Source organism: Monashia sp. HAY1-2A (assembly GCF_056755315.1).
The window spans coordinates 1-22,342 of the sequence record NZ_JBNDHY010000074.1 but is presented as its reverse complement, the minus strand read 5'-3'; the positions used below and the strand labels follow the sequence as shown (position 1 = coordinate 22,342).

23 protein-coding genes and 3 pseudogenes are annotated in these 22,342 nt (G+C 69.9%); 9 read left to right on the top strand and 17 right to left on the bottom strand.

The window, feature by feature from the left end; genetic code table 11:
* Positions 1-160: 160 nt before the first annotated feature.
* The 9 genes and pseudogenes from ACPYOM_RS12510 to ACPYOM_RS12470 form a co-directional block, all read right to left on the bottom strand.
* Positions 161-715: a matrixin family metalloprotease gene (locus ACPYOM_RS12510; protein WP_481346209.1), complete on the bottom strand. Its 555-nt coding sequence runs from the start codon at positions 713-715 to the stop codon at positions 161-163.
* Positions 716-953: 238 nt separating this feature from the next.
* Positions 954-1,412 carry a lamin tail domain-containing protein gene (locus ACPYOM_RS12505; RefSeq protein WP_481346208.1) on the bottom strand — a complete coding sequence of 153 codons (459 nt, stop codon included), beginning with the start codon at positions 1,410-1,412 and terminating at the stop codon, positions 954-956.
* A gap of 228 nt (positions 1,413-1,640) precedes the next feature.
* Positions 1,641-2,120, bottom strand: a complete 480-nt coding sequence (locus ACPYOM_RS12500) for a pilus assembly protein TadG-related protein (RefSeq protein ID WP_481341279.1) — start codon at positions 2,118-2,120, stop codon at positions 1,641-1,643.
* Complete coding sequence (locus ACPYOM_RS12495) at positions 2,117-2,620, bottom strand: pilus assembly protein (RefSeq protein WP_481346207.1); 504 nt, start codon at positions 2,618-2,620, stop codon at positions 2,117-2,119. The genes ACPYOM_RS12500 and ACPYOM_RS12495 overlap by 4 nt, the downstream gene beginning before the upstream one ends.
* Positions 2,617-3,111, bottom strand: coding sequence for a TadE family protein (locus ACPYOM_RS12490; protein ID WP_481346206.1), 495 nt, complete (start codon positions 3,109-3,111; stop codon positions 2,617-2,619). The genes ACPYOM_RS12495 and ACPYOM_RS12490 overlap by 4 nt, the downstream gene beginning before the upstream one ends.
* Before the next feature lie 110 nt (positions 3,112-3,221).
* Positions 3,222-3,437, bottom strand: a complete 216-nt coding sequence (locus tag ACPYOM_RS12485) for a hypothetical protein (RefSeq protein WP_481346205.1) — start codon at positions 3,435-3,437, stop codon at positions 3,222-3,224.
* A 61-nt stretch (positions 3,438-3,498) separates the two neighbouring features.
* A complete protein-coding gene (locus ACPYOM_RS12480; RefSeq protein WP_481346204.1) occupies positions 3,499-4,476 on the bottom strand; it encodes a type II secretion system F family protein in 978 nt (325 codons plus the stop codon).
* On the bottom strand, positions 4,473-5,345 hold the full coding sequence (locus ACPYOM_RS12475; protein WP_481346203.1) for a type II secretion system F family protein: 873 nt from the start codon (positions 5,343-5,345) through the stop codon (positions 4,473-4,475). Before ACPYOM_RS12475 ends, ACPYOM_RS12480 begins: the two co-directional genes overlap by 4 nt.
* Positions 5,342-5,701: pseudogene (locus ACPYOM_RS12470) on the bottom strand (CpaF family protein); the annotation flags it as partial. The gene ACPYOM_RS12475 and the pseudogene ACPYOM_RS12470, both read right to left, overlap by 4 nt.
* A 20-nt stretch (positions 5,702-5,721) precedes the next feature.
* On the opposite strand from ACPYOM_RS12470, the gene ACPYOM_RS12465 reads away from it, so the two are divergent.
* The 9 genes from ACPYOM_RS12465 (at position 5,722) to ACPYOM_RS12425 (ending at position 15,169) form a co-directional block, all read left to right on the top strand.
* A complete protein-coding gene (locus ACPYOM_RS12465; protein ID WP_481346202.1) occupies positions 5,722-7,122 on the top strand; it encodes a recombinase family protein in 1,401 nt (466 codons plus the stop codon).
* Between the two features lie 446 nt (positions 7,123-7,568).
* Positions 7,569-7,775 carry a hypothetical protein gene (locus tag ACPYOM_RS12460; protein WP_481346201.1) on the top strand — a complete coding sequence of 69 codons (207 nt, stop codon included), beginning with the start codon at positions 7,569-7,571 and terminating at the stop codon, positions 7,773-7,775.
* A gap of 275 nt (positions 7,776-8,050) precedes the next feature.
* Complete coding sequence (locus ACPYOM_RS12455) at positions 8,051-9,883, top strand: AAA family ATPase (RefSeq protein ID WP_481346200.1); 1,833 nt, start codon at positions 8,051-8,053, stop codon at positions 9,881-9,883.
* Positions 9,856-10,164 carry a hypothetical protein gene (locus tag ACPYOM_RS12450; protein ID WP_481346199.1) on the top strand — a complete coding sequence of 103 codons (309 nt, stop codon included), beginning with the start codon at positions 9,856-9,858 and terminating at the stop codon, positions 10,162-10,164. Before ACPYOM_RS12455 ends, ACPYOM_RS12450 begins: the two co-directional genes overlap by 28 nt.
* A 142-nt stretch (positions 10,165-10,306) precedes the next feature.
* Positions 10,307-10,762 (top strand): hypothetical protein, encoded by a 456-nt coding sequence (locus tag ACPYOM_RS12445; RefSeq protein WP_481346198.1) that lies wholly within the window; start codon positions 10,307-10,309, stop codon positions 10,760-10,762.
* A gap of 14 nt (positions 10,763-10,776) precedes the next feature.
* A complete protein-coding gene (locus tag ACPYOM_RS12440) occupies positions 10,777-11,145 on the top strand; it encodes a hypothetical protein (protein ID WP_481346197.1) in 369 nt (122 codons plus the stop codon).
* 178 nt (positions 11,146-11,323) lie between these two features.
* On the top strand, positions 11,324-12,925 hold the full coding sequence (locus ACPYOM_RS12435; RefSeq protein ID WP_481346196.1) for a phage major capsid protein: 1,602 nt from the start codon (positions 11,324-11,326) through the stop codon (positions 12,923-12,925).
* A gap of 324 nt (positions 12,926-13,249) precedes the next feature.
* Entirely contained in the window at positions 13,250-13,588 is a 339-nt protein-coding gene (locus ACPYOM_RS12430) for a hypothetical protein (RefSeq protein WP_481346195.1), read from the top strand.
* Positions 13,589-13,726: 138 nt separating this feature from the next.
* Complete coding sequence (locus ACPYOM_RS12425) at positions 13,727-15,169, top strand: hypothetical protein (protein ID WP_481346194.1); 1,443 nt, start codon at positions 13,727-13,729, stop codon at positions 15,167-15,169.
* A gap of 104 nt (positions 15,170-15,273) precedes the next feature.
* On the opposite strand, the pseudogene ACPYOM_RS12420 reads toward ACPYOM_RS12425, so the two are convergent.
* The 8 genes and pseudogenes from ACPYOM_RS12420 to ACPYOM_RS12385 form a co-directional block, all read right to left on the bottom strand.
* Positions 15,274-15,909 (bottom strand): annotated as a pseudogene (locus ACPYOM_RS12420) (TadA family conjugal transfer-associated ATPase); the annotation flags it as partial.
* Positions 15,910-16,310: 401 nt separating this feature from the next.
* A complete protein-coding gene (locus ACPYOM_RS12415; protein ID WP_481346193.1) occupies positions 16,311-16,556 on the bottom strand; it encodes a hypothetical protein in 246 nt (81 codons plus the stop codon).
* Complete coding sequence (locus ACPYOM_RS12410) at positions 16,544-16,762, bottom strand: hypothetical protein (RefSeq protein WP_481346192.1); 219 nt, start codon at positions 16,760-16,762, stop codon at positions 16,544-16,546. Before ACPYOM_RS12410 ends, ACPYOM_RS12415 begins: the two co-directional genes overlap by 13 nt.
* Positions 16,763-16,765: 3 nt before the next feature.
* Positions 16,766-17,083 carry a hypothetical protein gene (locus tag ACPYOM_RS12405; protein ID WP_481346191.1) on the bottom strand — a complete coding sequence of 106 codons (318 nt, stop codon included), beginning with the start codon at positions 17,081-17,083 and terminating at the stop codon, positions 16,766-16,768.
* Positions 17,084-17,099: 16 nt separating this feature from the next.
* Positions 17,100-19,499, bottom strand: coding sequence for a hypothetical protein (locus ACPYOM_RS12400; protein ID WP_481346190.1), 2,400 nt, complete (start codon positions 19,497-19,499; stop codon positions 17,100-17,102).
* A gap of 219 nt (positions 19,500-19,718) precedes the next feature.
* Positions 19,719-21,212, bottom strand: a complete 1,494-nt coding sequence (locus ACPYOM_RS12395) for a phage major capsid protein (protein ID WP_481346189.1) — start codon at positions 21,210-21,212, stop codon at positions 19,719-19,721.
* A gap of 200 nt (positions 21,213-21,412) precedes the next feature.
* Positions 21,413-21,664: a hypothetical protein gene (locus tag ACPYOM_RS12390; protein ID WP_481346188.1), complete on the bottom strand. Its 252-nt coding sequence runs from the start codon at positions 21,662-21,664 to the stop codon at positions 21,413-21,415.
* A gap of 349 nt (positions 21,665-22,013) precedes the next feature.
* Positions 22,014-22,342, bottom strand: a pseudogene (locus tag ACPYOM_RS12385) (hypothetical protein); the annotation flags it as partial.

Here is a 22,342-nt window from a genome sequence, read left to right as displayed (position 1 = left end):
GTGGGGTGGGTGTGGGATGCTCTGTCCACCTGGACGGGGTGGCGCCTGTTCTGGGGGGGGAGAGGCTTGGACGCCGGGGCGATGCCGGGACCGGGACCGCGAGGGGTGGGGTGTCGCGGCCCCGGCCGATAGTGGCGGGGGTCCGTCCGGTCACGGCCTGTCAGTACACGTCCTTGGACATCCAACGGATGTCGTAGCTGCTCGGCGCGGTCATCATCGTGGTGGAGCTCACCGTCGGGTACATGACGCTGCGCGTGCTCGTCGAGTGCGGCAGACCGCCGCAGTGGCCGAGCTCGTGGATCATCGTGTGCTCGCCGAGCGTCCAGGACGCCAGGATGGGGTCGAGCTTGATCGAGCAGGCGCTGATGACGCCGCCGTTGACCGACAGGGAGGCGCCGCCGACGCTGTCGAGCCCGGTCGTCGGCATCTCGAAGACCACGGTGATGTTGGCCTTGCTCGGGTCGGACGTCGTGACGACGTTCCATCCGGACTTGCGCCACTCGGACACCGCCTCGGCGACCTTGACGTACGTGTTGCCGCCGGTGCCGTCGTACACGACGGCCTGCGTCGTCCAGTGGCCCCAGTACGCTGCCTCGGCCGAGCCACTCGGGCTGGTCTTGGCGCCGGACTGGACGGGCTTGGCCGCCACCGACGTGGCGGCTGTGGCGAGGGTGAGACCGATCGTCGCGAGCGCGACGACGAGGATCCGCTTCATGGACCAACTCCTGGGGGACCAGCCACGGGGGCTGCAGGGTGACGGGGGACGTTTCAGGGCCCGCGGGGGTTCGGGTCCCTTCGGTGGTGCGCTCGGTTGGCTTTCGCCCACGTTAGCGGCGTATGTCCGTTTTCCTCCCCGTTTCCGTAAAGTCCGCCACCCGGGTTGCGGCGTGGCGACACGCCGACGGCCCGGCATCGTGGTTGGATGCCGGGCCGTCGGCCCATCCGAGGCGGTCTCAGCAGTAGCGGTAGCCGGCGCCGGTCGAGCTCCACGCGCACGTGTCGACCAGCGTGCCGGACGCGTTGCGCAGGTAGGCGGTGTCACCGGTGTTGTTCCAGACGTACCAGGAGCGGTTGTAGTAACGGTTCGTGCTCGTCGCCGTCCCGCGGCCGGTGCGGATCGTGACCGTCGCGCCGGCCTTGAGCGTGAAGGTCGGGAACCGGTAGGTGTAGCCGGTCCTGTCGCGCAGCGTCCAGCCCGTGATGACGCGGTTGCTGCGCGTCGTGTTCTTCAGGACGACGTACTCCGCGTTGAGGCTCGTGTTGCTGCCGGTGTCCGACCCCGGTGAGTCGTACTGGACCTTGTAGACCATGACGGCCGGCAGGGCCTGAGCCTGCGTGGCAGCGGTGACCGGCCCGAGCAGGCCGAGGGCGATACCCGTCGCGGCGGCGACGGCGGTGGTGCGAGTGCTCACGGTTGCGTTCCTCGTTCGTCGACGCGCGACCGGTTGCCGCGCGAGATGCGTCGGCCGCTCCGGCGGGCAGGAGCCGGTGCCGGACCCGGCAGACCGGCGGACCCTTGCCAGGAGAAGGAAGCCAGGCCGGATGCGGTGACGCACGAGAAACCTAGGTCGGGAGCGCTTGCCCCCGCGGCGTTTTGGGCGAAGTGCCCGAATCCAGCCCCTCGCGGTAGATCGCCTGCGTCATCCCAGCCGGGCGCGGGCGCTGGAGGTGACGGTGATGGTCACGCCGCCGCCCAGCCGCTCGAGCACCCACCCGCTCATCGGCAGCGTGGCCCGACCCTGCAGTGTGACGACCGCGGTGGACCCGTCGGGGCTGCCGGTGCGGGGCACCAGACGCCAGTCGGTGACGCCGCTCGGCAGCGGGGTGCGTCGGAGGTGGGCCGCGGCCGCTGCGACCACGGACGCGTCGCTGAGGACGAGCCGGTCGGGCACACCCTCGGCGTAGGCCGCCCGCTCGTCGATGGCGTCGGCGGCGTCGAGCGCGGCGGCGTCTGCGGTGTCGAGCAGCCGCATCCGGGCCAGCTGGGCGGCGGTGACGTCGACCGCGCCGAGGATGAGGACCACGACGATGACGAACAGGCCGAGGATGAGCACGCTGATCTGCCCGCGGTCGCGGCCACGGGCAGACACGAGCCGTCGCAGGTGCCGGACGGGGTTCATCGGGCCACGAACCGGTCGACCGAGGAGACGTGGGTCGAGGAGACGGACACCGACGAGGGGACGTGGTCGGCGATGAAGTCGGGCACCAGCGGCAGTGCGACCTCGATGCGCGCCTCCGCGCGGACGAGGCCCTCGGCCCGCAGACAGGGCGAGCCGTCGCACGTCAGGCTGATCGTGGCGTCCTGGGTGAAGCCGAAGTCCTCGAAGGCGAGGTGTGCCGCCGCCGACGCGCGGGCGTACCCGTCGCCGTCGCCGGTGGCCGTGACGAAGGCCCGCCCGGCCTCCCGACCGGCCAGGGAGGCCGAGAACGAGGCCGCCTGGAGGCGAGCCATCGTCAGCACGAGGTACAGCAACGGCAGCAGCAGCAGGATGCCGAGGAAGATGAACTCGACCACGGCCCGGCCGTCGTCACCTGCGGCGCGGAGGCGGGCCCGCTGCGCACGGAGGAGGCGAAAGGCGTTGCGCCTGCGGCCGATCCTGGCGTGCTGCTGGGGTCTCACGGACCGGTCCCCCGCGTCGGCGGTCCGGGAGCGGCCGCGTCCTCCCGCCCACTGGGCGAGCCGGCCTGCGCCGTGCCGCCGGCTCCGTGCGACACGCTGCCCGCAGAGACCTGGTCCTCGCTGAAGGCCCGGCCGCTCACCGCCAGGGACTCGGACGGGCCGAGCGGCCCGACGACGGGCAGCGGCGCCCGGACGGTGACCTCCACGACCCGGACACCGTCCGGCGTCGTCCGTTCGTCGACGTCGACGTCCTGCGCGAACCGGGCACTGAGCGAGGAGGTGATGAGGGCCCGCGTCCGTGCGACGCCGTCAGCCGGTTCCGCGTCGGCCCGGGCGGCGTAGCGGGCACCCTCGGAGGCCGCCGAGATGAGCGTGTTGCGGACATAGAGCGCCAGGCCGATCTGGAAGACACCCAGGGCGACGAACAGCAGCAGCGCGGAGACCATCGCGAACTCGGCGATGGCCGAGCCGCGGTCTCGCGCCGCCGGCAACCGACAGACGGCAGGTCGGGCCGTGACCGCGTCCCTTCGAGGGCCCGCGGCCAGTGACGGTTCGGCGGTGCGGACGCAGCCCGTCGGGCTCGGGGCCGCGACGGCCGCGGTCACGGTCCCTTGACGTCGCCGATGGCTTCGCTGAACAGCTGGCCGAGCTGCGGCCCGGCGATGGCCCAGAGCGCCGTGACGAGGCCGGCTGTCATGATCGTGATGAGGACCCAACCCGGGACGTCGCCCCGGTCGTGGGGCCCACCGAGTCGGCGTGCGAGTGCCGCGAGAGCTGCGTCGTGCAGACGCGCGGGCGCTGTCGTCAGCTGCTTCATCTGTCTTTCTCCCTGTCTGGTCGGTTCACGGTCTGTGGAGGGCATCCGGACCTGAGGCGCGTCAGATCCGGAAGTGCAGGAAGCTCAGGCCCGGGTACAGGGCGAAGAGCACGGTGACGGGCAGGATGAGGAAGACGACGGGGACCATCATGAGGATCTCCCGTCGCCCGCCCTGCTCCATGAGCGTGCGGCGTCCGGCCTCGCGGACGTCCTGGGCCTGGGCGCGCAGGACCTCGGCGAGGGGGGTGCCCCGCTCGACGGCCACGACGATGCCGTCGACGAACCGGGTCAGGCTCATCAAGCCCGTGCGGTCGGCGAGACCACGCAGCGCGGTCGGCAGGTTGGCGCCCGCGCGGGCATCGGACAGGCAGCGGCGCAGCTCGTCGGCCAGCTCGCCCTGGGACAGGCGGCACACGCGGTCCAGCGCACCCACCGCCCCCTCCCCCGCGCTGACGGCGAGCGCGAGCAGCTCGGCGACGGTGGGGAACTCGGTGAGCATCCGCGCCTCGCGGCGCGCCGCTGCGCGCGACAGCATCCAGTCCCGGGCGATGATGCCTCCGAGGGTGCCGCACACGAAGACGCCGACGAGCGCGACCACGGGGAACCGCCGCTGCGCGACCGCGACAAGTCCGGTGACGAGCAGCCCCGCGAGGCCACCCAGGGTGCCCCAGAGCACCTGCTCGGCGCGGAAGCGGTCGAGGTCGGCGGCGCCGCCGGCCCGCAGCTGGCGCCGGACGACCGAGGGCGACCCGCCGAGCACCGAGCCGATGAGTCGGCCGAGCCGCGCGACGTACGGGGCGAGGAGGTCGCCGAAGCCGAAGGGACCCCGTGGGGCGGCCGGACGGCTGAGCAGCGTCGACGGGCGAGGGGCGTCCCTCAGGTACGGCTCGAGCCGTTCGTCCAGACCGGGGCGACGGCTCGCCGGCAGACCGGCGGCGACGAGCGCGAGCCCCGCCACGAGCAGCACGCCGACGACGGCGCCGGGCCACGACCAGCCGGTGCCGAGCAGGCGGGTCAGGGCCCCGCTCGTGCCGCTCACCGGAGCACCCGCTCTTCCTCCGGCAGCCGTCCGACCCAGACCATCGCGCGGTAGGCGACGAGGCAGACGGCCGCGCCGATGGCGAGGACGAGCCAGCCGACGGGAGAGGCGTAGGCGACGAGGGAGCGCCCGTTCAGGGCGAGCATCGCGAGGACGATCCACGGCGCGGCGACCGCGAGACGGGCCGCGTTGACGGTCCAGCTCTGGCGCGTCTCGAGCTCGGCGCGGGTGCGGGCGTCCTCGCGGAGGAAGGAGGAGAGCGTCCGGAGCAGCTTGCCGAGGTCGCTGCCACCGACCTCTCGGGCGATGCGCAGCGACTCGACGAGGCGGTCGGCGACGGGGTCGCTCAGACGCTCTTTGAGCCGGTCGAGCGAGTCGTGGAACCGACCGGTGGTGCGATAGTCCTCGGCGAACGCGGCGAAGGCCGGCCGCAGCTCCTCCGGCCCACGCGTCGACAGCTGCGAGAGCGCCTCCGGCAGCGCGAGCCCGGCGCGCACGCCGGACGTGACGTTGTCGACGACGTCGGGCCAGAGGTCGCGCAGCTTGTTGCGGCGTGAGCGGGCGCGCATCCGCACCAAGGAGATCGGTGCCGTTCCGGCCATGACGGAGAAGCACAGGGCGATCGGCGCGACACGGGTCAGGGCGAGGACGACGGCGAAGGTCAGCAGGAACAGGATGGTCGAGCCGACGACGAGGTTGGTGGGCGTGACCGAGGCGTACCCGGCCTGGTTGAGGTGGTCGCGCAGCTCGACGACGAAGCCGGACCGGCGTGGGCCGGACTCGGGCGCCGGCACCTGCGGCCAGAACGACCAGTAGACGAAGAAGACCCCTGCGCCGAGGAGGAGCCCGACGGCGAGCGGGGAGCTCATGCCGGCTCCCGGGCCAACAGTGCCGCGACGTCGTACCCCGCGCGCTCGAAGGCCTCGTGGTGCGGCGGGAAACCGTCGGCGCGGACGAGCCGACCGGCGCGCGTCGTGAAGAGGTCGGCGATCTCGACGACGTCACCCTCGGCACGACCGGGCACCGCCACGATCTCGCGAACCCGGCGCAGCCCGTCACGCTCGAGCGCGACATGGACGACGAGGTCGACGGCCGCTGCCACGGTCGGCACGACGAACCGGCTCGACACGTTCTCACCGGCGAGCAGCGGAAGGGTGCACATCTTCGTGACGGCCTCGCGGGCGCTGTTGGCGTGCAGGGTGCACATGCCCGGCACACCGGTGTTTGTGGATGCACAATAGAAACATGACCAAAAGGGCGGCCATCTACTGCCGCATCAGTCAGGATCGCACCGGCGCCGCACTCGGTGTCGAACGTCAGCGCACGGACTGTGAAACCCTTGCGGCTCGCCTCGGCTGGACGGTCGTGGATGTCTTCGAGGACAACGACTCAAGCGCCTACACGGGCAAGGCAAGGCCGCGCTACATGGCCATGCTGGAGGCCATCCGGACGGGCTCCGTCGACGCGGTGCTCGCATGGCACGAGGACCGCCTGCACCGGTCACCGCGCGAGCTGGAGGACTACATCGACGCATGCGAGCCCCGGGCGGTGGTGACCCACTTCGCGCAGGCCGGTGAACTGGACCTCGCGACGGCCAGTGGCCGTATGACCGCCCGCATCCGCGGCGCCGTGTCACGGCAGGAGTCCGAGCACAAGAGCGAGCGGGTCCGGCGGGCACAACTCCAAGCCGCTCAGGCGGGTAGGTGGCTCGGCGGTGCGCCACCTTTCGGGTGGAACCTCCAGCAGGACGGTGGCGCCACGCTGAACCGGCGCGAAGCCGGCGTGATCCGTGACGCGTGCGCCGCCGTGCTCGCCGGCGCAACCCTCGGCTCCATCGTCGCCGACCTCAACCGTCGAGGCATCACCACCTCGACCGGGAAGCCGTGGAACTACACGAGCCTCCGCCAGGTCCTCACACGGCCGCGCAACGCCGGGCTGTCGGTTCTCAACGGCGAGGTCGTCGGCAAGCTTATGTGGCCCAACATCGTCACCGAAGACACGTGGCGAGCGGTGTCCGCGGTGCTGACGGACCCGTCCCGACGACGCTCGTCGAGCAACCGCGTCCGGTGGCTCCTCGCCGGTATCGCGACGTGCGGCACGTGCGGGGCGCCGCTGAAGTCTGCGACGGTGGCCCGCAACCGCGCGAAGGGCACGACCCGGACCGTCTACCGCTGCCCAACGCCGGGCACCGGGCACGTCGCCCGGTCAGCCGAAGACCTCGACATCCACGTCACCGGGGTCGTCCTCGGGCTGCTGGCGCGGCCCGACTTCGCCCACGTTCTCACCCCGCCCACCAGTGCCGACGGAACGGCGCTGCAGGTCGAGGCGACGGCGATCCGCGCGAGCATGGACGAGGCAGCAGACCTGTTCGCAGCCGGCAGGATCACCGGGGCGCAACTGGCGAGGAGCACGGCGGGGCTCCGACAAAGACTCGACGACGTGGAGGCGGCGATGGCACGGGCGGCCCGTGGCACGGCCTTGGCGCCGTTCTCCGGCCGAGACCCGGCCAGGGTATGGGAGGCGTTGCCGATGGACCGGAGACGCGCCGTGCTGCGCGAACTCATGGAGGTGAGGGTGCTGCCGAGCATCAAGCGCGGCAATGCCTACGACCCGGACCTGGTACAGATCGTCTGGAGGCAGCCGTGATCGAGCGAGACGTCCTGATCGTCTGCAGCAACCGCACACGGCACCCGCGACGATCCCTAGTGCACATCGTCCCCGCCGACCCCGGCAACACGCGACTGCCGGAGGAGGCGCGGCGTCGCGGGTTCTACGCCAACGAGAGCCTCACCCGAACGACCCCGGCCGGCAGCAGGGTTACCGAGCGCGCCGACGTTCACATCAGCGACGCGGGGACGGTTCACGTACCGGCGTGCCCTACCTGCGGGCGCGCCCCGCGCATCCCCGCAGATCAGCTCGCCGCGGTCAGCGCTCAACTACCGCCGGACGCTCAGGGTCGCGTCGTCCTCGATATCTCGCGGCTACCTAACTAGCATTAGCACCACAACGGGCCGAGGAGCGTTTCCTCCTCGGGCAGACCGCCTCGCAGACACGCACGGGCGGTGCCTTTCCAGTGCCTTCTGGAGCCCGAAGTGTCATTCACCTCAGAACGCGCCCGCGTCGCGTCCCTCACCCGATCCCGGCGACCCGACGATGCCGTGCTCGTCGAGGCTCGGCGCAACATGCGCGCCGAGCGTCTCGCTGACGTCATCCGCAAGACGGTGGCCGAGGCGCCGCCGCTGACGCCCGAGCAACGCGACCGTCTCGCCCTGCTCCTCCGGGGCGGTGACGCCGCATGACTCCCGGAAACGACCGCGCCCCCATCCCGGAGGGACAGGGGGCGCAAGGGTCCGCGACGACCAAGCCCACTGTAACCACGTTCGGGGCGGCGCACCGACGACTCGTCGAGGCGCTCGTCAACAAGGGCTGCCGGGTCAGCGGCTCCAGCGCTCAGTGCCCAGCCCACGACGACCGCAACGCGTCCCTGTCACTGACCCGCAGCCCTGACCGCATGCTCGTGCACTGTCATGCCGGCTGCAGGACCGATGACGTCCTCGCCGTCATCGGTCTCACGATGGCCGACCTCTTCGACGCGGCTCCCATGGAACGGCCCCAATCACGGCTGGTCGCCACCTACCGGTACGAGGACGAGCAGGGGACGCTCCTCTACGAGAAGCTGCGCTACGAGCCAAAGAGGTTCCAGCAGCGCGCGGCCGATGGGACGTGGAGGCTCCTCGGCGTCCGCCGTGTCCTCTACAACCTCCCCGCGGTGCTCGACGCGGTCGCGTCCGGTCGGACTATCCACATCGTCGAAGGCGAGAAGGATGCCAACACGCTCAACGGGCTCGGTGTCGTCGCCACCACGTGGAGCAATGGCGCGTGGCAGCCAGGGGCGTCGTCGAAGTGGCGAGACGAGTACACGGAGGTCCTCAGGGGCGCCAACGTCGTCATCGTCCGTGACCGCGATGACGCCGGACGACACACCGCCAGCGACATCGCCCGCGCGCTACGCCCTGTCGCGGCGAGCGTAGTGGTGGTGGAGCCTGCTGTCGGAAAGGACGTCACGGACCACATCGCTGCGCAGCGTCGGCTCGACGAACTCGTCGTCATACCGTATTCCCCAAGCACGATCGAGGGAGAGTCCGGCGCCGGCGAGCAGCTGGAGGAAGACCCGTTCGCGTGGGTCGAGGGATGGGCAGGCCGGATCAACTGGCACGACCTATTCGCCGACGACGACCCAGACGAGGAGTGGCTGCACATGCCGCTCGTCGCTGCCCGCAGGTCCGTCGTCATCTACTCCCGACCGAAGGTCGGCAAGTCACTGCTCGCGCTCGAGCTGGCCGTCGGGCTGTCCCGCGGTCAGCGGGTGCTCGGGTACCAGCCGCCGCGCCGCGTCCGCGTCCTCTACGTCGACTTCGAGAACGACCCCAGGGGGGACATCCGCTCGAGGCTCGTCGCGATGGGATGCGGACCAAGTGACCTCGACCATCTCGACTACCTTTCCTTCCCGGCGCTCGCGGCCCTCGATACCGCCGTCGGTGCTGACATGCTCCTCGCGGCGGTCCGGGTGTACGACGTCGAGGTCGTCGTCATCGACACCGTCAGCCGCGCAGTCCAAGGCGAGGAGAACAGCAACGACACGTGGCTCGGGCTCTACCGACACACCGGCCTCCAGCTCAAGCGGGCGGGCGTCGCCGTCGTCCGCCTCGACCACTCCGGCAAGGACGAGGCGAAGGGGCAACGGGGCGGGTCCGCGAAGTCGGGCGACGTCGACGCTGTCTGGAGGATGACCCGCATCGACGGCGCCACAGACCGGCTACGCCTCGACTGCACCGACTCGCGCATGGTGGTCCCGGTCAAGGAACTGACCATGACCCGACGCAGCGATCCACTGCGTCACGAGGTCGACGGGCTCAACCTGCTCACCGAGCGCGAGTCCAAGGTCGAGCGGCTCATCCAACTGGCCGACGACGCCGGGCTGCCCGCCGACGCCGGCCGCGACGCCATCCGGGCGGTCGCCAAGGCCCACGACATCGGAGCCCGCAACGAGGTGCTGGCAGACGTCGTCAAGGCTCGAAAGTTGTCCCCGGCCCGTGGGGACACCCCTCCCGCAGGGACGACGAAGACGACATCGAGGCGCCGGGGACAACCGGGGACACCACTGCCGACCATGGCCGAGTCGCCGCACGAACCCACCCCTGAAGGGTGTCCCCGACCCACGGGGACAACCGGGGACACCGGTACGGCCCCACTGTCCCCGGGGCAACAACCCTATGGGTTGCCCCGAGGGGACAACCCGCGGGACACCGAGGACCGATGCCCAACCTGCGACGGCCCAATCGAAGAACTACGTGCCGTAGGTGGCCTCAACTGCCTGGCATGCCACGACGCGGAGGCCGCGTCATGAAGTGGCGGCTCAACCTCGTCAGCATCGACGGGACACGCGCCGCCGTCATCGGACCCTCGATCCCCGACGGCGCTCCCCCAATCGTCCGCGAAGGCCTCGCCCGCCGGGCCATCGTCAACAACGGAGGCACGTGCCCGTGCGGCGCGCGGATGCACCTACCGAGCCGCGCCGACCGTCGACAAGCAGCTCGTCGTCGGCAGCCCATCCACGTCGTGGCCCAGCATGACGACGACTGTCCCGCACTGATCGTCGAGCGCGACCGGTGGAGGTGGGCGCTGTGACCTCCTGGGGGCCGGTCGCTCCGGCGCACCGCTCCGGCGCTGCACCCGCGCGCGTCGAGAAGGAACTAGCGCGCGACCCACGGGTCTGGTCAACCGACACCGAGCCGCTACTCATCTGCACGAATCAACAACTAGGAGAATCATGTCCAAGGAGACGCAAGTCATCTCGTCGAAGGTGTCGCCCGAGGTGGCGGACCGCGTCGAGGACTACGCCCGCGAGCACGGGCTCACCATGTCCCTCGCGATCCGGCGCTTCATCGAGCGTGGCCTCGCGGCCGAGGGTGGGCCGGGTCCGATCGAGACGGCGACGCGACGGCAGGTCGGGGATGACGCCTCCGACGTGATCGCCGCAACAGCAATCGAACTGGCGCGCCGCCTTGACGTCGACCCGTCGAACGGCGTGCAGCACTCGCGCGAACTCCACCGCCTCATGGGCGTGCTCGACGCGAAGCGGGCGGCGGCCGAGCCGATCCAGCACGTCGACATGGCCGGGATCCTCGAGTCCCTCCTGACGCTGCGGCGGGCCGGGCACGGCACCTACTGCGCGCGGTGCGAGGGCGCGACGTCCCGGGTCGACGTCTGCACGTGCGAAGTGTGAAAGGACGAACTGCTATGGGCTGGAACAAGATCCCTACGAACGCCGTCGAGCTCCGCGTCGACCTCCTCGACGACATGCAACTCCGGGCACTCGTCCGGTGGTTCGAGTACGGATGCGAGCGCACGCCCGACGACGGGTGCGCGCTTTTCTTCCGGGACCTCGCCGCCGCCCTGCAGGAGGTGGTGCGGGACCGGCAGGTCGAGGACGACAACGAGGTCAAGGCGTCGCTGGCGGACGCCGACCTCCCGTCCGACCTTGTCGAATCCTTCGCTCTACTCGATGAGCCCGACACCGATCACGTGCTCGACGTGCCCGACACGCTCGCCGACGAGGACGCGCGTGGATGGGAACGGCTCGACGACCCGCCGGATGACGTACAGTGACAGCGCAACATCCTCCGTGGGTCGGGGCCAAGGTGCCCGGCGGAGGGGTCGCAGTTTTTCTCCGTGGTCGGGCAATCGCCCGGCGGAGGGCCAGCGTGGTCGGGCAAGCGCCCGGCGCGGCCACCGCGCCGATGTGCGCACTCCCCAAATCCACTTCCCTCACGGAGGAAGCATTCCCATGACCATTCGAGATGACGACTACCACGACATCGAGGCGACGGAGGAAAAACTCCGCGCGATGACGCGGACCCAGCGGGCCGCCGTACGCGCCGGCTGTGTGAGCCGGATCGCGGAACTGGACGGCTACGCCCGGCGCTCCGTCGCCCAGGACGAGGAACGCGAGATCGCCATGGACGTGCTCGCGAGAGTCGACGCGATCATCGCCGAGGACGAGGTCGACCGCGCCCGGCGTCACGACGAACTGGTGTCTCGGGCCGCGTCGCCCGGCAACATCGAGACGGTCGGGCAGGACACGACCCGGACGCCGTCGCACGGCGGCGACTACCGACGCGCCGCCTTCGGTGACCTCGCCCGCCGTGACTCGCTCGTCGACATCGACCCGTCGGATGCGCTGCGTCGCGCCGACGCCGCCCTCGAGGTGCTGCGTAGCTCGGGCGTGCCGGACGACGGCCTCCAGCGACTCGCCGCGCTCACCGCAGCCCCGGACAAGGACGAGTGGGGCGACCTCTACCCGGCCGCGAAGATCGAGCGGGCGCACGCCGCCGCGCAGACCGTCGCCCTCAGTGACCCGGCGTACCGGTCGGCCTTCGACAAGATCGTCCGGTCCCCGATGGGCTTCAACCTCGACCTCACCGACGACGAGCGGCGGGCGCTGGCGCGCACCCGGTCGTTCACCCGTGACCTCGCGGGCGACGTCCGCGACTGGGGCGCGACCGGCATCATGGGCGACTACTCGGCACGTGCCGCGATGTCCCTGACGGCCGCCAATGGTGGGTACATGGTGCCCTTCACCCTCGACCCGACGATCATCCTCACCAACAACGGCTCGGCGAACCCGTGGCGGGCGTGGGCGGCCCACCGGACGACGACCACGAACGACTGGAACGGCGTGAACAGCGCCGGGGTCAGCGCCGCGTGGCTCGCGGAGGGCATCGAGGCTGGGGACAGCAGCCCGACGGTCGCGCAGACGAAGATCACGCCGTCGAAGGCCGCCGCCTGGGTCTTCGGCTCGTATGAAGTCCTCGACGACTCCGACTTCGCCCAGAACCTCCCGTCCCTGCTCGGCGACGCGAAGGACCGGCTGGAGGAGGCCGCGTTCGCGACCGGGACCGGGACCGGGCAGCCGTTCGGAGCGGTCACCCGGGCGACCGCCACGGCGCTCGGCGGCGGCGCGATCACGGCCGCCGGTATCTACTCGCTCCACCAGGCACTGCCCGCCCGGTTCCGCAACGGCCGACCCGGGTGGTTCGGCAACGTCGTGGCCCTCGACCAGCTACGGCAGACGCCGCTGTTCACCGGGTCGCAGCAGCCGCTGCTTCAGGGGACGGCGATGGCCCCGTTCGGCGAGCCTGCGTACGAGTCGACCACGATGGACGCGGTGATCGGCGTCGGCGGGCACAAGGTCGTCCTGTACGGCGACGGGAACCACTACCTCATCGTCGACCGGGTCGGGATGAGCGTCGTGTATGACCCGATCGTCAAGAGCACGGCGAACGGCCGACCGACCGGCCAGGCCGGGTGGTTCGGGTTCTGGCGGGTCGGTGCCGACTCGTCGGTCGCCGGCACGTCGACCGCGCTGAGGGTGCTCTCCCTCACCTGAGGCGTGGCGGCGACGGGTCGGTTCTCGGACCCTGCTTCAGGCTCGTCGCCGCCACCTACGCCGACGCCCGACCTGCCACACCTCCGGCGGTCGGGCGTCGTGCACATCCGGGACCGGGCGTGGACACCCCGCTCGCGCGCGTGGCGGCCCGAGATGCCGTCCCTGGCGGCCGCAGCGACGTGCGTCGGTGTGGTTGCCCCGACCCGGTCCAACCGGGCCGCACGGGCCGTTCTAGCGAATTACGCGAAAGGCCTTGTGCCAGAGGGAGTCTCGGGTGTTCTGCTGGTCAGGCATCACACCAACCACCACCACCGAGGAGCCACGATGACCACCACGACCAGCACCCCCGCCGCCGCCTCGACGACCACCCCGAAGTCGCCGCGCACTCGAAAGCCTGCAACCCCCAAGGCGGCCACGGCCAAGGGCTCGAAGGCAACGCCGAAGCCGGCCGCCACCAAGTCCGCGACCCCGGCCAAGCCGGCGCCGGTGCCCGCCTCCAAGGAAGGCACTCAGAAGTGCGCCGGCGCGTGTGGCAAGGTCCTGCCGATCACGAAGTTCCCGACGAAGGCTGCCAAGCCAGGTCAGGCCCCGTCCCGCGGGAAAGTCTGCCGTGCCGACATGGCCGCAGCTCGGGCAGCGAAGAAGGCCGCCGCCGCGAAGTAGTTGCTACGCCCACTGGGCCGCTCACCCTGTCCCTGGGTGAGCGGCCGTTTCCATGGTCCGACGGTAATGCGCGCCGCTTCCGAGGCGCGCGCCACCCCGCGACCTCTTAACAAACCCCTGGCCCCCGGGCATGGCAGTATGACCGCCATGTCGCCGAGTGAGATTGCCGAACCTGACGCGCCCCTATTCATCCCGGATCGCTTCGAAGCACTTCGGGACAGAGTCGAACTCGAAGCGATCGTTACGCCGGTAGAAGGCGCACTATCGGTCTTTGACGACGCCTTCGCGGATCTGGCCTCTTCGGGGCGTGGGGCGATGATGGTGCTGCGAGGCGCCAGTGGTGCTGGAAAGTCGACCTTCTTAGACACACTGCACATGTTCCGCACAGGCGTCGAGACAAGGCGAATTCCCTTTGGCGCAAGCATTGCGGAGGTCTTGAACGACCTGCCTATTGCGGAAGAGCCAAGACTTGTTGTCATCGAGGGCCGAGAAGCGCTGGGCAAGGTGTCAGAGGCCGAGATCGAAGAAGGTCTTCATTCAATTAATGCCTTCGTCCGCGCCCCCGCGGGCAGCGACACACTCGTAGTCTGGCCCACCAACAATGACAACATCGCCGAGCAAGTAGCGGCCACTGCGTACACGTTGGGTGGCGACGCCCTGCTGGGGACGGACGAGCCGGTGTATTTATTCGCTGGCCCGGTGAAGAGCGACTGGGTGGACATCGCCGAGCGGACAACGGCGGCCCTGAACTCAGGCGCTGGCCTATCCGCAATGGGAATCTCTGAAGAACGCGCGGTCGCACTACTGGACGGTTGCGAGACGATTGGCTCGTACCTGAAGAAGATCAGAACTGAACTTCGACGCAACGGCCGTGAGGTCCGCAAGCTCATCGCAGCGGAACGGTGTCGACTGTGGACGATCGTGATTTCCGCGAACGAGTCCGAAGGGGATGTCGCCGCCTTGACGCGGGGCGGGTACTCCTTTGCTGACGTGGATCGACTGATGACGGCAACAGGTGCCAACGTGGTCGCAGAACTGAAGCAGCACCCCGAGAAGTTGGGAATTCTCGGGACTGTCTTGGATGCACGCATTGTGCACGTCGACATGGTCACTGCCCTCGCGGTCGTGCGCGAGTTCGGTAGTGAGCGACTCCACTCCGCCATGAAGTCGCGGAGCATGACAACGACCGGCGACGGTTCCGCAGTGGAGCGACTCTGCAAGAGTGAAATCGGCACCCTCTTGTCCGGCGCCAACCTTGGCACCCGTAAGCGTGGCCCCAAGCCTGGCAATAACACCGTGGCGGCGATGAAAAGCATTGCCGCAGTAGCATCGTCAGACGACGTCGCGTGTAACCACGCATTCGCGGAGGCATTGCTCGCGGCAAAACTGATCGACTCCTACACCCTTGAAGCAGACCTAGGAACGGGGCTGAAGAGGCGGACAGACCTGCTTGTGCTACGCGACGGCGATAGTCTTCGGCTTGAATTCATGTGGCGCTCGAAGGCGGGCCGTGCCGACATCTCCAACTACGTATTGGGCAAGTTGGCCAACTACGGCAAAGCGATCGGTTTCCTGAGCTGAGCGACACGGCGTCCTGACTTGAATCGGTCCATGGCGCGCACCGGGCAACGGTCCCGAGGGGTCCCGGCAGATTGGCCCCGGCATTGTGATCGAACATTATTTGCCACACCGCTGTTCAGGGCGATGAGCAGGTCGAGGCTCTCCTCCTGGCGCACCTCGCCGACGATGATCCGCGAAGGACGCATCCGCAGCGCCTCCTTGACGAGGCGACGCAACGGCACCTCGCCGGTGCCCTCGAGGCTCGGCTGGCGACACTGCATCGACGCGACGTCTCGCAGGGGGATCTTCAGCTCGAAGACCTCCTCGCACGTGATGACTCGCTCCCGCGGCGGGATCGCCGCGGCGAGGCAGTTGAGGAGCGTCGTCTTGCCGGCCTGGGTGCCTCCGGCCACCAGGACGTTGAGGCCGCTGGCGACCGCGGCGCCGAGGAACGTCGCGGCCTGGCGGGTCAGGGTGCCGAGCCGGACGAGGTCGTCGAGGTGGTCGGCCCTGACGACGAACTTTCGGACGTTGACCTGCCAGTGGGTGCGGGTGATGTCGGGGATGACGACGTGCAGGCGGGACCCGTCGGGCAGGGTGGCGTCGACGAACGGGCTGGACAGGTCGACGCGTCGCCCGGTCGTCCGGAGCATGCGCTCGACGAGGTCACGGACGTCGTCGGCGGTCAGGATCGTCGGCGTCAGCTCGGCGACGCCACCGCGTGCCACGAAGACCTTGCTCGGCTCGTTGATCCAGAACTCCGCCCGTACCGTTTGCCAACACTGGCAGCGTTGGCAAAGGTCGCCTGACCTGCAGAAACACCGTTGGCATCGAGAGGAGAGGAGAGATCCGACTGAGTCCGCTGCGGACTTACTGCGGACCTGAGAGCCCGATGTGTCCGGTTTGCCGGACAAAAGCGGCCCCGCCGCGCGATGCTGCGCGCGACGAGGCCTAGACCGATCACCCAACTCACCTGGAGAACGATCATGAACAAGAGTGTTTCACCGGCCCCCCGATACGTCCGGACCGAGTGCCTTTCGGCCGAGCTCCTCTGGCCCATGGACAGGGCCGAGCAGTTCCGTCAGCTCGCGATCGAGGCGACGGGGCGCGACTGCCTGCACGAGCCCGGCGAGCGCTGCCCGCTCCTGCCTCGTCGCGCACTTCACGGGCTGCGCCGGTAGCGGCTCGAGCGCGTCACCCGGCCCCAGGACGCGGCTGCCCTTTCAGACGGCGTCAGGGGCGGGCGCACCTCGAGGAGACCGACGATCTCCTCGAGGTGCGCCTCGGTGAAGCGGAACGACTTGCCGACGCGCAGGTGCGGCCATTCCCGCCGGCGGCACCGCTCCTGGACGAACCACAGCGACTTGCCGAGTGCTTCGGCCAGGTCCGCGTCGGTCAGGACATCCACTCGCAGCCATTGCGGCAGAAGGCCTTGGCGCCGGTGGTCCGTACCGGCTCTGACCGGCCGGCGAAGCGGTGATCGGTGTAGGAGCGCAGCAGCGGCTGCCCGCAGGTGGGGCAGGGTTCGTCCTCGAACTCGAGGACGCCAGTCGTGCTCGTCGGCTCAGGCTTGGGCGGCCGTCGGATCGGCCCGGTGTACTCGGTCGGCGTCATGCTTCAACCTTGCCAGAGTGACGGGTCGAGCTCGACGGGGCGGCCCCATAGATGCCAGCCGCCCCAGGACGTCGGATGCCACCCGTCGGCCTCGATCCCGCCGTCGAGGAAGCGCCCGATCAGGCCGCGGAACCACTGCGCCGCGGTCTCAACCTGCTCCGGCGTGAGCGTGTCCCGCACGAGCAGGCGGAACTGTGCCCCGTCCTTGTCTCCGATGACACGAGCCAGGATGTAGGCCATGTGCTCGTCGAGGGCGCCGTCGAAGGCGTCGCGCTCGATCGGCGTCCCGAAGTCGTGCAGCACCTGCTCGTGTGGCCCCATGACGCCCATCTTCGCCTCAGTCGAGGCCGAGCGGCCCGTTGAACCGCTTCTGCTTCAGGAGGGACTGCCAGACCAGCCGTCCATCCAGGTACAGGTTGACCTGCGTCGGTGGTTGCTCTTGTGCGGACGGCCTTCCGGCTGCCACCAGGGCCTTCTGGCGGGAGGTGTTGGCGTCGTAGACCCTGCTGCCGCCCGGCAGGTTGACGAGCTCCGGGCCGTACTCACCCACCCATGACAGGCCACCGCGCCAGGAGGCGGTACCCATCGCGTTGCCGGCGTGCGCGACCAGGTGCCCGATGCCGCCGACTCCGGCGATGAGCGACCGGGCCGCCGACGACATCGAGGCGCCCACCGACAGCGTGATCGGAACGGTCTTGCCCTTGATCGCGGCGATCTCGGCCCGGATCGACTGCGCCTGGCGCGTGGCCGGCTGCGTCGGGACGGTGATGCTCGTCTTCTTCGCCGGCGGGGTCTTGTTGATCTCGCCGTTCATGGCCCGGACGGCGTCCTTGGTGAGGCCGAACTTGTTCGCCATGTCCTCGGCCGCGCGTCGGTTCCCGCCGTTCATCTGCATCGCCAGCTTGATGAACTTGGTCCGGGCGTCGTCGATCTGCTTGCTCGCGGACTTCAGGCTGCCGCCAGCCTCGAGCGTCTTGCGTGACTGCTCGCCGGCGGCCTTCGCCAGGTCGAGGAGCGCCGACTTGTTCGCACGGCCCTTCGCCGTGTTGATGTCGAGCGTCCGGCCGTTCTCCTTGAGCGCCTTCGCGGCGTCGTCGACTGCAGCCTCGTAGGCGATCGAGGCGTCGGCGGCGTCGAGGTTGCGCGAGTAGTACTCGGCGAGCTCCTTGTTCACGGCGGCCATGTCGACCTTGGCGCCGCCGGCCGCGGTCGCCACGGCACCGAGGGCGCCGGCGAAGATGTCGCTCGCGCCGGCCGCGTCAGTCGCCGCGGATGCGCCGTTCACGTGGGCCTTGTTTAAGGCGTCCTGCTGAATCTTGGCACCGGCGGCCGCGTTCTTCGACCGGAGCGCTGACTGCGTGACACCATCGAGCGCCCGAGCCTCCTGCGTGAAGGCGCCCAGCCCCTTCTGGTGCTCGTTCGTCAGGGCGACAAGGTGCGAGATGGCGCCCTCCGCGCGACTCCCGCCGGCCATGAGGTCGTCGGCGAGCTGGCCGAAGTTGATGCCGAGCTGCTGGACGAGCTGGACATCCTCGGGGGACAGGTCGCCGATCATCTTCTTGACGATCGACGTGCGCGTGTTGTCGGTGAACGCCCCGGTCTGCTGGTCGAGGGTCGCCGTGAGCTCGTCGGCGTAGGCCTTCGCGTCGGCCTGCGCCTGCATCCACATCGTGAGCCCTACCGTCGCACCGGTGAGCGCGAGACCCCAGGGGCCGCCGAGCAGTCCCATCAGGCCGGCGCCCGCACCCTTGAGCCCCTTCATCGCAGCCTGCCCGGCGGTGAGCCCGCCGGTCAGCGACGAGAACCCGGCCTTGAGCCCGGTGAACCCGCCGCCCGCCTCCTTCGCGTACATGCCCGCCAGGCGCAGCGACGAGCCCCACTCCTTGACCGGGCCCGCACCCTTCTGCGCGACGCCGGTGATCCGGTCGCCGGCGAGCCGCCACACACCGAACGCGGCCGCGCCCGCGAGGACCGGGCCGGGGATCTGCGACAGCGTGTCGATGAGGTTCCCGCCGACGTCGACGAGCGTGATCAGCCCGGACGTGCCGGCGTCGAGCACGGGGATGAGCCGCTGCCCGATCGCCTCCTGCAGGTCGCCGAACTTGTTCTTGAGGATCTCCATCCGACCCTCGGCGGTGGCGCCCTCCTGCGCGGCGAACCCGCCCACCTGAGTGCGGAGCCCGGTCATGAGCTCGGTGAAGTTGCCGGCGGCCGAGCCCGTGTCCTTGAAGTTGATACCAACCTCTTTGAGGGCTCGACCCTGGCCCATCATCGCCTTACCGACGACGTCGACCGCGGTCGGCAGATCCTTGCCCGTCTTCTCGGCGTAGTCGAGGATGAGCGGCATCAGCTGCTGGATCTGGGTGCCCGTGAGCTTGTACTGCGCGAGCATGCCCTGGGCGGCCGAGATCGCGTCGCCCTCGAACTTCGTTGTGTTCTGCAGGGCGTTGGCCTGCTCGTCCATCGAGGCGATGGTCACGTCGGCGATCGCGGGGAACCGCTTGTAGGCGTCCTCGAGGACGCGGTGCTTCTTCTCGGCGTCCTGGTAGGCGGCGACCGAGTCGATGCCGAACTTGACGACGGCCGCGCCGGCGAGCGCCGCCCCGGCGGCCCAGGCCTTCGACGCGCCGTCGATGAGGCTCGAGCTCTTCTCGGCGGTGTCGGCGACGCCCTTGATGCTCTTCGAGGCCGTGCGGTCCTCGCCGAGCAGCAGGTACTTGAGCGACAGGTCTGACATCGGGTGGGCTCCTCAAGTCCAGGGAGGGCTGGGGGTGGTGGCTCCCCCCGCCGCCGAAAGGAGACGCGGCAAGGGGAGCCACCTCTGAGCGCCTCGGGCCTCCCCGAGACCCGCACGCCGTTGAGGCGCGCGCGGAGCGGGTCTTGGGAGGGCGTGGCGGCGCCTCGTGGGATCACCGGACCACGAGGCGCCTCGTCGACGAGGCGCCCAGGTCTTGGGTCACGTCTGGTTGAGCAGACGGAATCCCTGGTTGTTGGCCGAACCGCCGCCGATGCGGGCGTACGCGAACCAGCCGCGCTGCCCGGTCGGGCGATTGTTCGTGACGTCGAACAGCTGCGGGACGAGCTCTACGGACATGCCCAGCCGCTGCGGGATGACGTAGTTCCTGAAGTCCCCGACGACCGCGACGTTCGTGTGCACGCCCGATGTCGTCAGGTCCGTCATGTACGAGCTCGAGGCGACGGGGCGCGTACGCAGCGTCTGCACGAGGCCGGACAGGTCGGTGGTGACCCAGGAGAGATTGTTGCCGTTGCCGAAGCCGGCGACCTTGTCGTTCGCAGCCCAGGACATCAGCCAGGTTGCGCGGCTCTTGAACCGGTCGGGCAGCGCCTCCCAGGCCTTGTTGACGTCGGTCGCTGCGAACGTGCCGGCCGTGCCCAAGAGCACCTCGACGGTGGTGTCCGCGTCGAGCGCGGTGACGATGCCCTGCGGCTCGCCGGTGCCCGAGCCGCGTACCAGCTTGTCGGCGAGCAGCTCGTTGTAGCCCTCGCCGAGCAGCGCCGCCATCTCCTCAGCGAAGCCCGGGTAGTCCATCCCGACCTCGATCGAGAACGGGATGAAGCCGCGCGCCGTGAAGACGTCGATCGACGGCTGCGTCAGCGTGGGCGAGTCGTCCGAGACGGCCGAGGCCTCGGCGTCGAACGACCAGGAGACGCCGGCCGAGCTGACGCCCTTCCACCGGTTGGTGGTGACCGGGACGACCTTGCCGAGCTCGAGCATCGGGTTGCCCGAGCCCTGGGCGGTCATGATGATCGAGGGGTCGATGAAGACCGGGACGCCGAAGCCGCCGGCGGTCGTGACGCCCTCGGACATCGCACGGGACTCCAGCCGCTCCAGCTCCTCGAGAGCGCGCAGGGCGCCGGCCTCCTCGTCCGTCAGGATGGGGTGCTGGCGCGTCATCACCCGCTGCCACGCGGAGCGGTAGGCGTCGCTCTCGGTGATGAGCATCCGCTTGGCCAGGTAGGTGCCGTCGAGGTTCGGGTTGTCCTCGGAGAGCGACGTGCGCAGCATCGCGTCGATCTTGTCCTGGGCGGCCGCCGGCAGGTCGCGGCCGCGCTGCTCGAGGCCTCGCAGGGCCATGTCTCGGGCGGCCTCGCCGGAGATCCGGTGGACGTCGTCGACGCCGCCGGCGAACGGGTTCTCGCCGCGGTGGAACGCTGGCCCGTATGCGGTGCGCAGCGTGCCCGGCTGCTTCTCGAAGACATCCCGCATCTTGCGGTAGTTCTCGATCCGGTCCCGCAGGCGGATCGCGTCGTCGAACGCCTGGTGCTCCTCGTCGGAGAGCGCGCGGACTTCACCGCGCTCGTCACAGAAGTCGTCGCGGAGGTACTGGTCGACGACAGCGAGCCAACCTTCCAGCTCGCTCACGGTGGAGCGGCCGAGGACATCCTTGTTCAGGCTGGCGAGGTCGGAGAACTGCTTCTTCTTGCTCATGTGAATGACACCTCGAGTGCGCGATGGGGTCGCTGGAGCGGATTGCTCAACGGCGACTTGGTTCAGCGTCCCGCCGGCGGCCACTGCTGGGTCCGCGTTTCGGGGTGATGCACTCGGGCGTACGTCCGACTCCACGCCGGAACGGTTTGCGACGTCCTCGAGAGCGAGAGTAGCGCCCGCGGCTGACAGTGGCGAGCACGTCAGGCCCTCGGCATGTTGTGCAGCCGCGTGTCCTCGAGCAGCTGCTCGACCTGCTCCGGCATCCGCCCGTGCAAGGCCGTCACGATCTCCACCATGGCCCGCGCCAGGTCGAACACCTCGACGGCCTTCGCGCCGCCGAGCAGCGCCCGCACCTCGACCTCGTCGTCGCGCAGGTGCGCCCACACCCACGCGGCCGCGCGCTGCAGCGCCTCGCGGTCCTGGTCGGTGTGCCCGATAGGGGCGACGTTCATGCTCGGCTCCTTTGAGATGGGGGGATCTCCGCCTCTGCCTCCGCGCGGCGCGCTTCATGCGGGACATGTCCCGGGACACGACCGGTCCGGGAGGGAGAAGCAAGTTGACTGGCGGGTCTGTGCGGTGACGCCTCCCCGTCGTGACCCCGGCCCCCGGGGTGGCGTCGGTTGTGTGCGGCCTCGAGCGCGGTGGCGAGCTCGGCGCTGTGCTGGGCTTCGGCGTGGCGTCCGGCGTCTCTATGCGCTCGTGCGGTGTTGTGCGCGTCCGCGATCGCCTGGTCGAGCTGCGAGGCGGTGAGGGCGCGGCCGGCGGCGAACGCTGCCTGTTCGATGGCGCTCTTGGTACTGGTCATGAGGCCTGCTCGTCGACGACGTGATGGTGGTTGTTGGGCGGCAGACCGCAACAGGGCGGCTCGCCATTGGGACCGGGCGGGCGGTAGGGATGCGGCGGCATGAGCAGGCGGGGCGTGCGCGTCTCCTCGGGCGCGGCCCGACGCGCGCCAGCGCGGTCGGGGCCGTCGCCTCGTCCCTCTCCCTCCCTTGGGGTCGGGACGGGACGGGAGGGGATCTGTCTCTTATACACATCTCCTAGCCCACGAGACGCGTAGTAATCTGGGGGGGGGGGGTGTGTTTGGGGAGAGGGGGGGGGGGGGGGGGGGGGGGGGGGGGGGGGGGGGG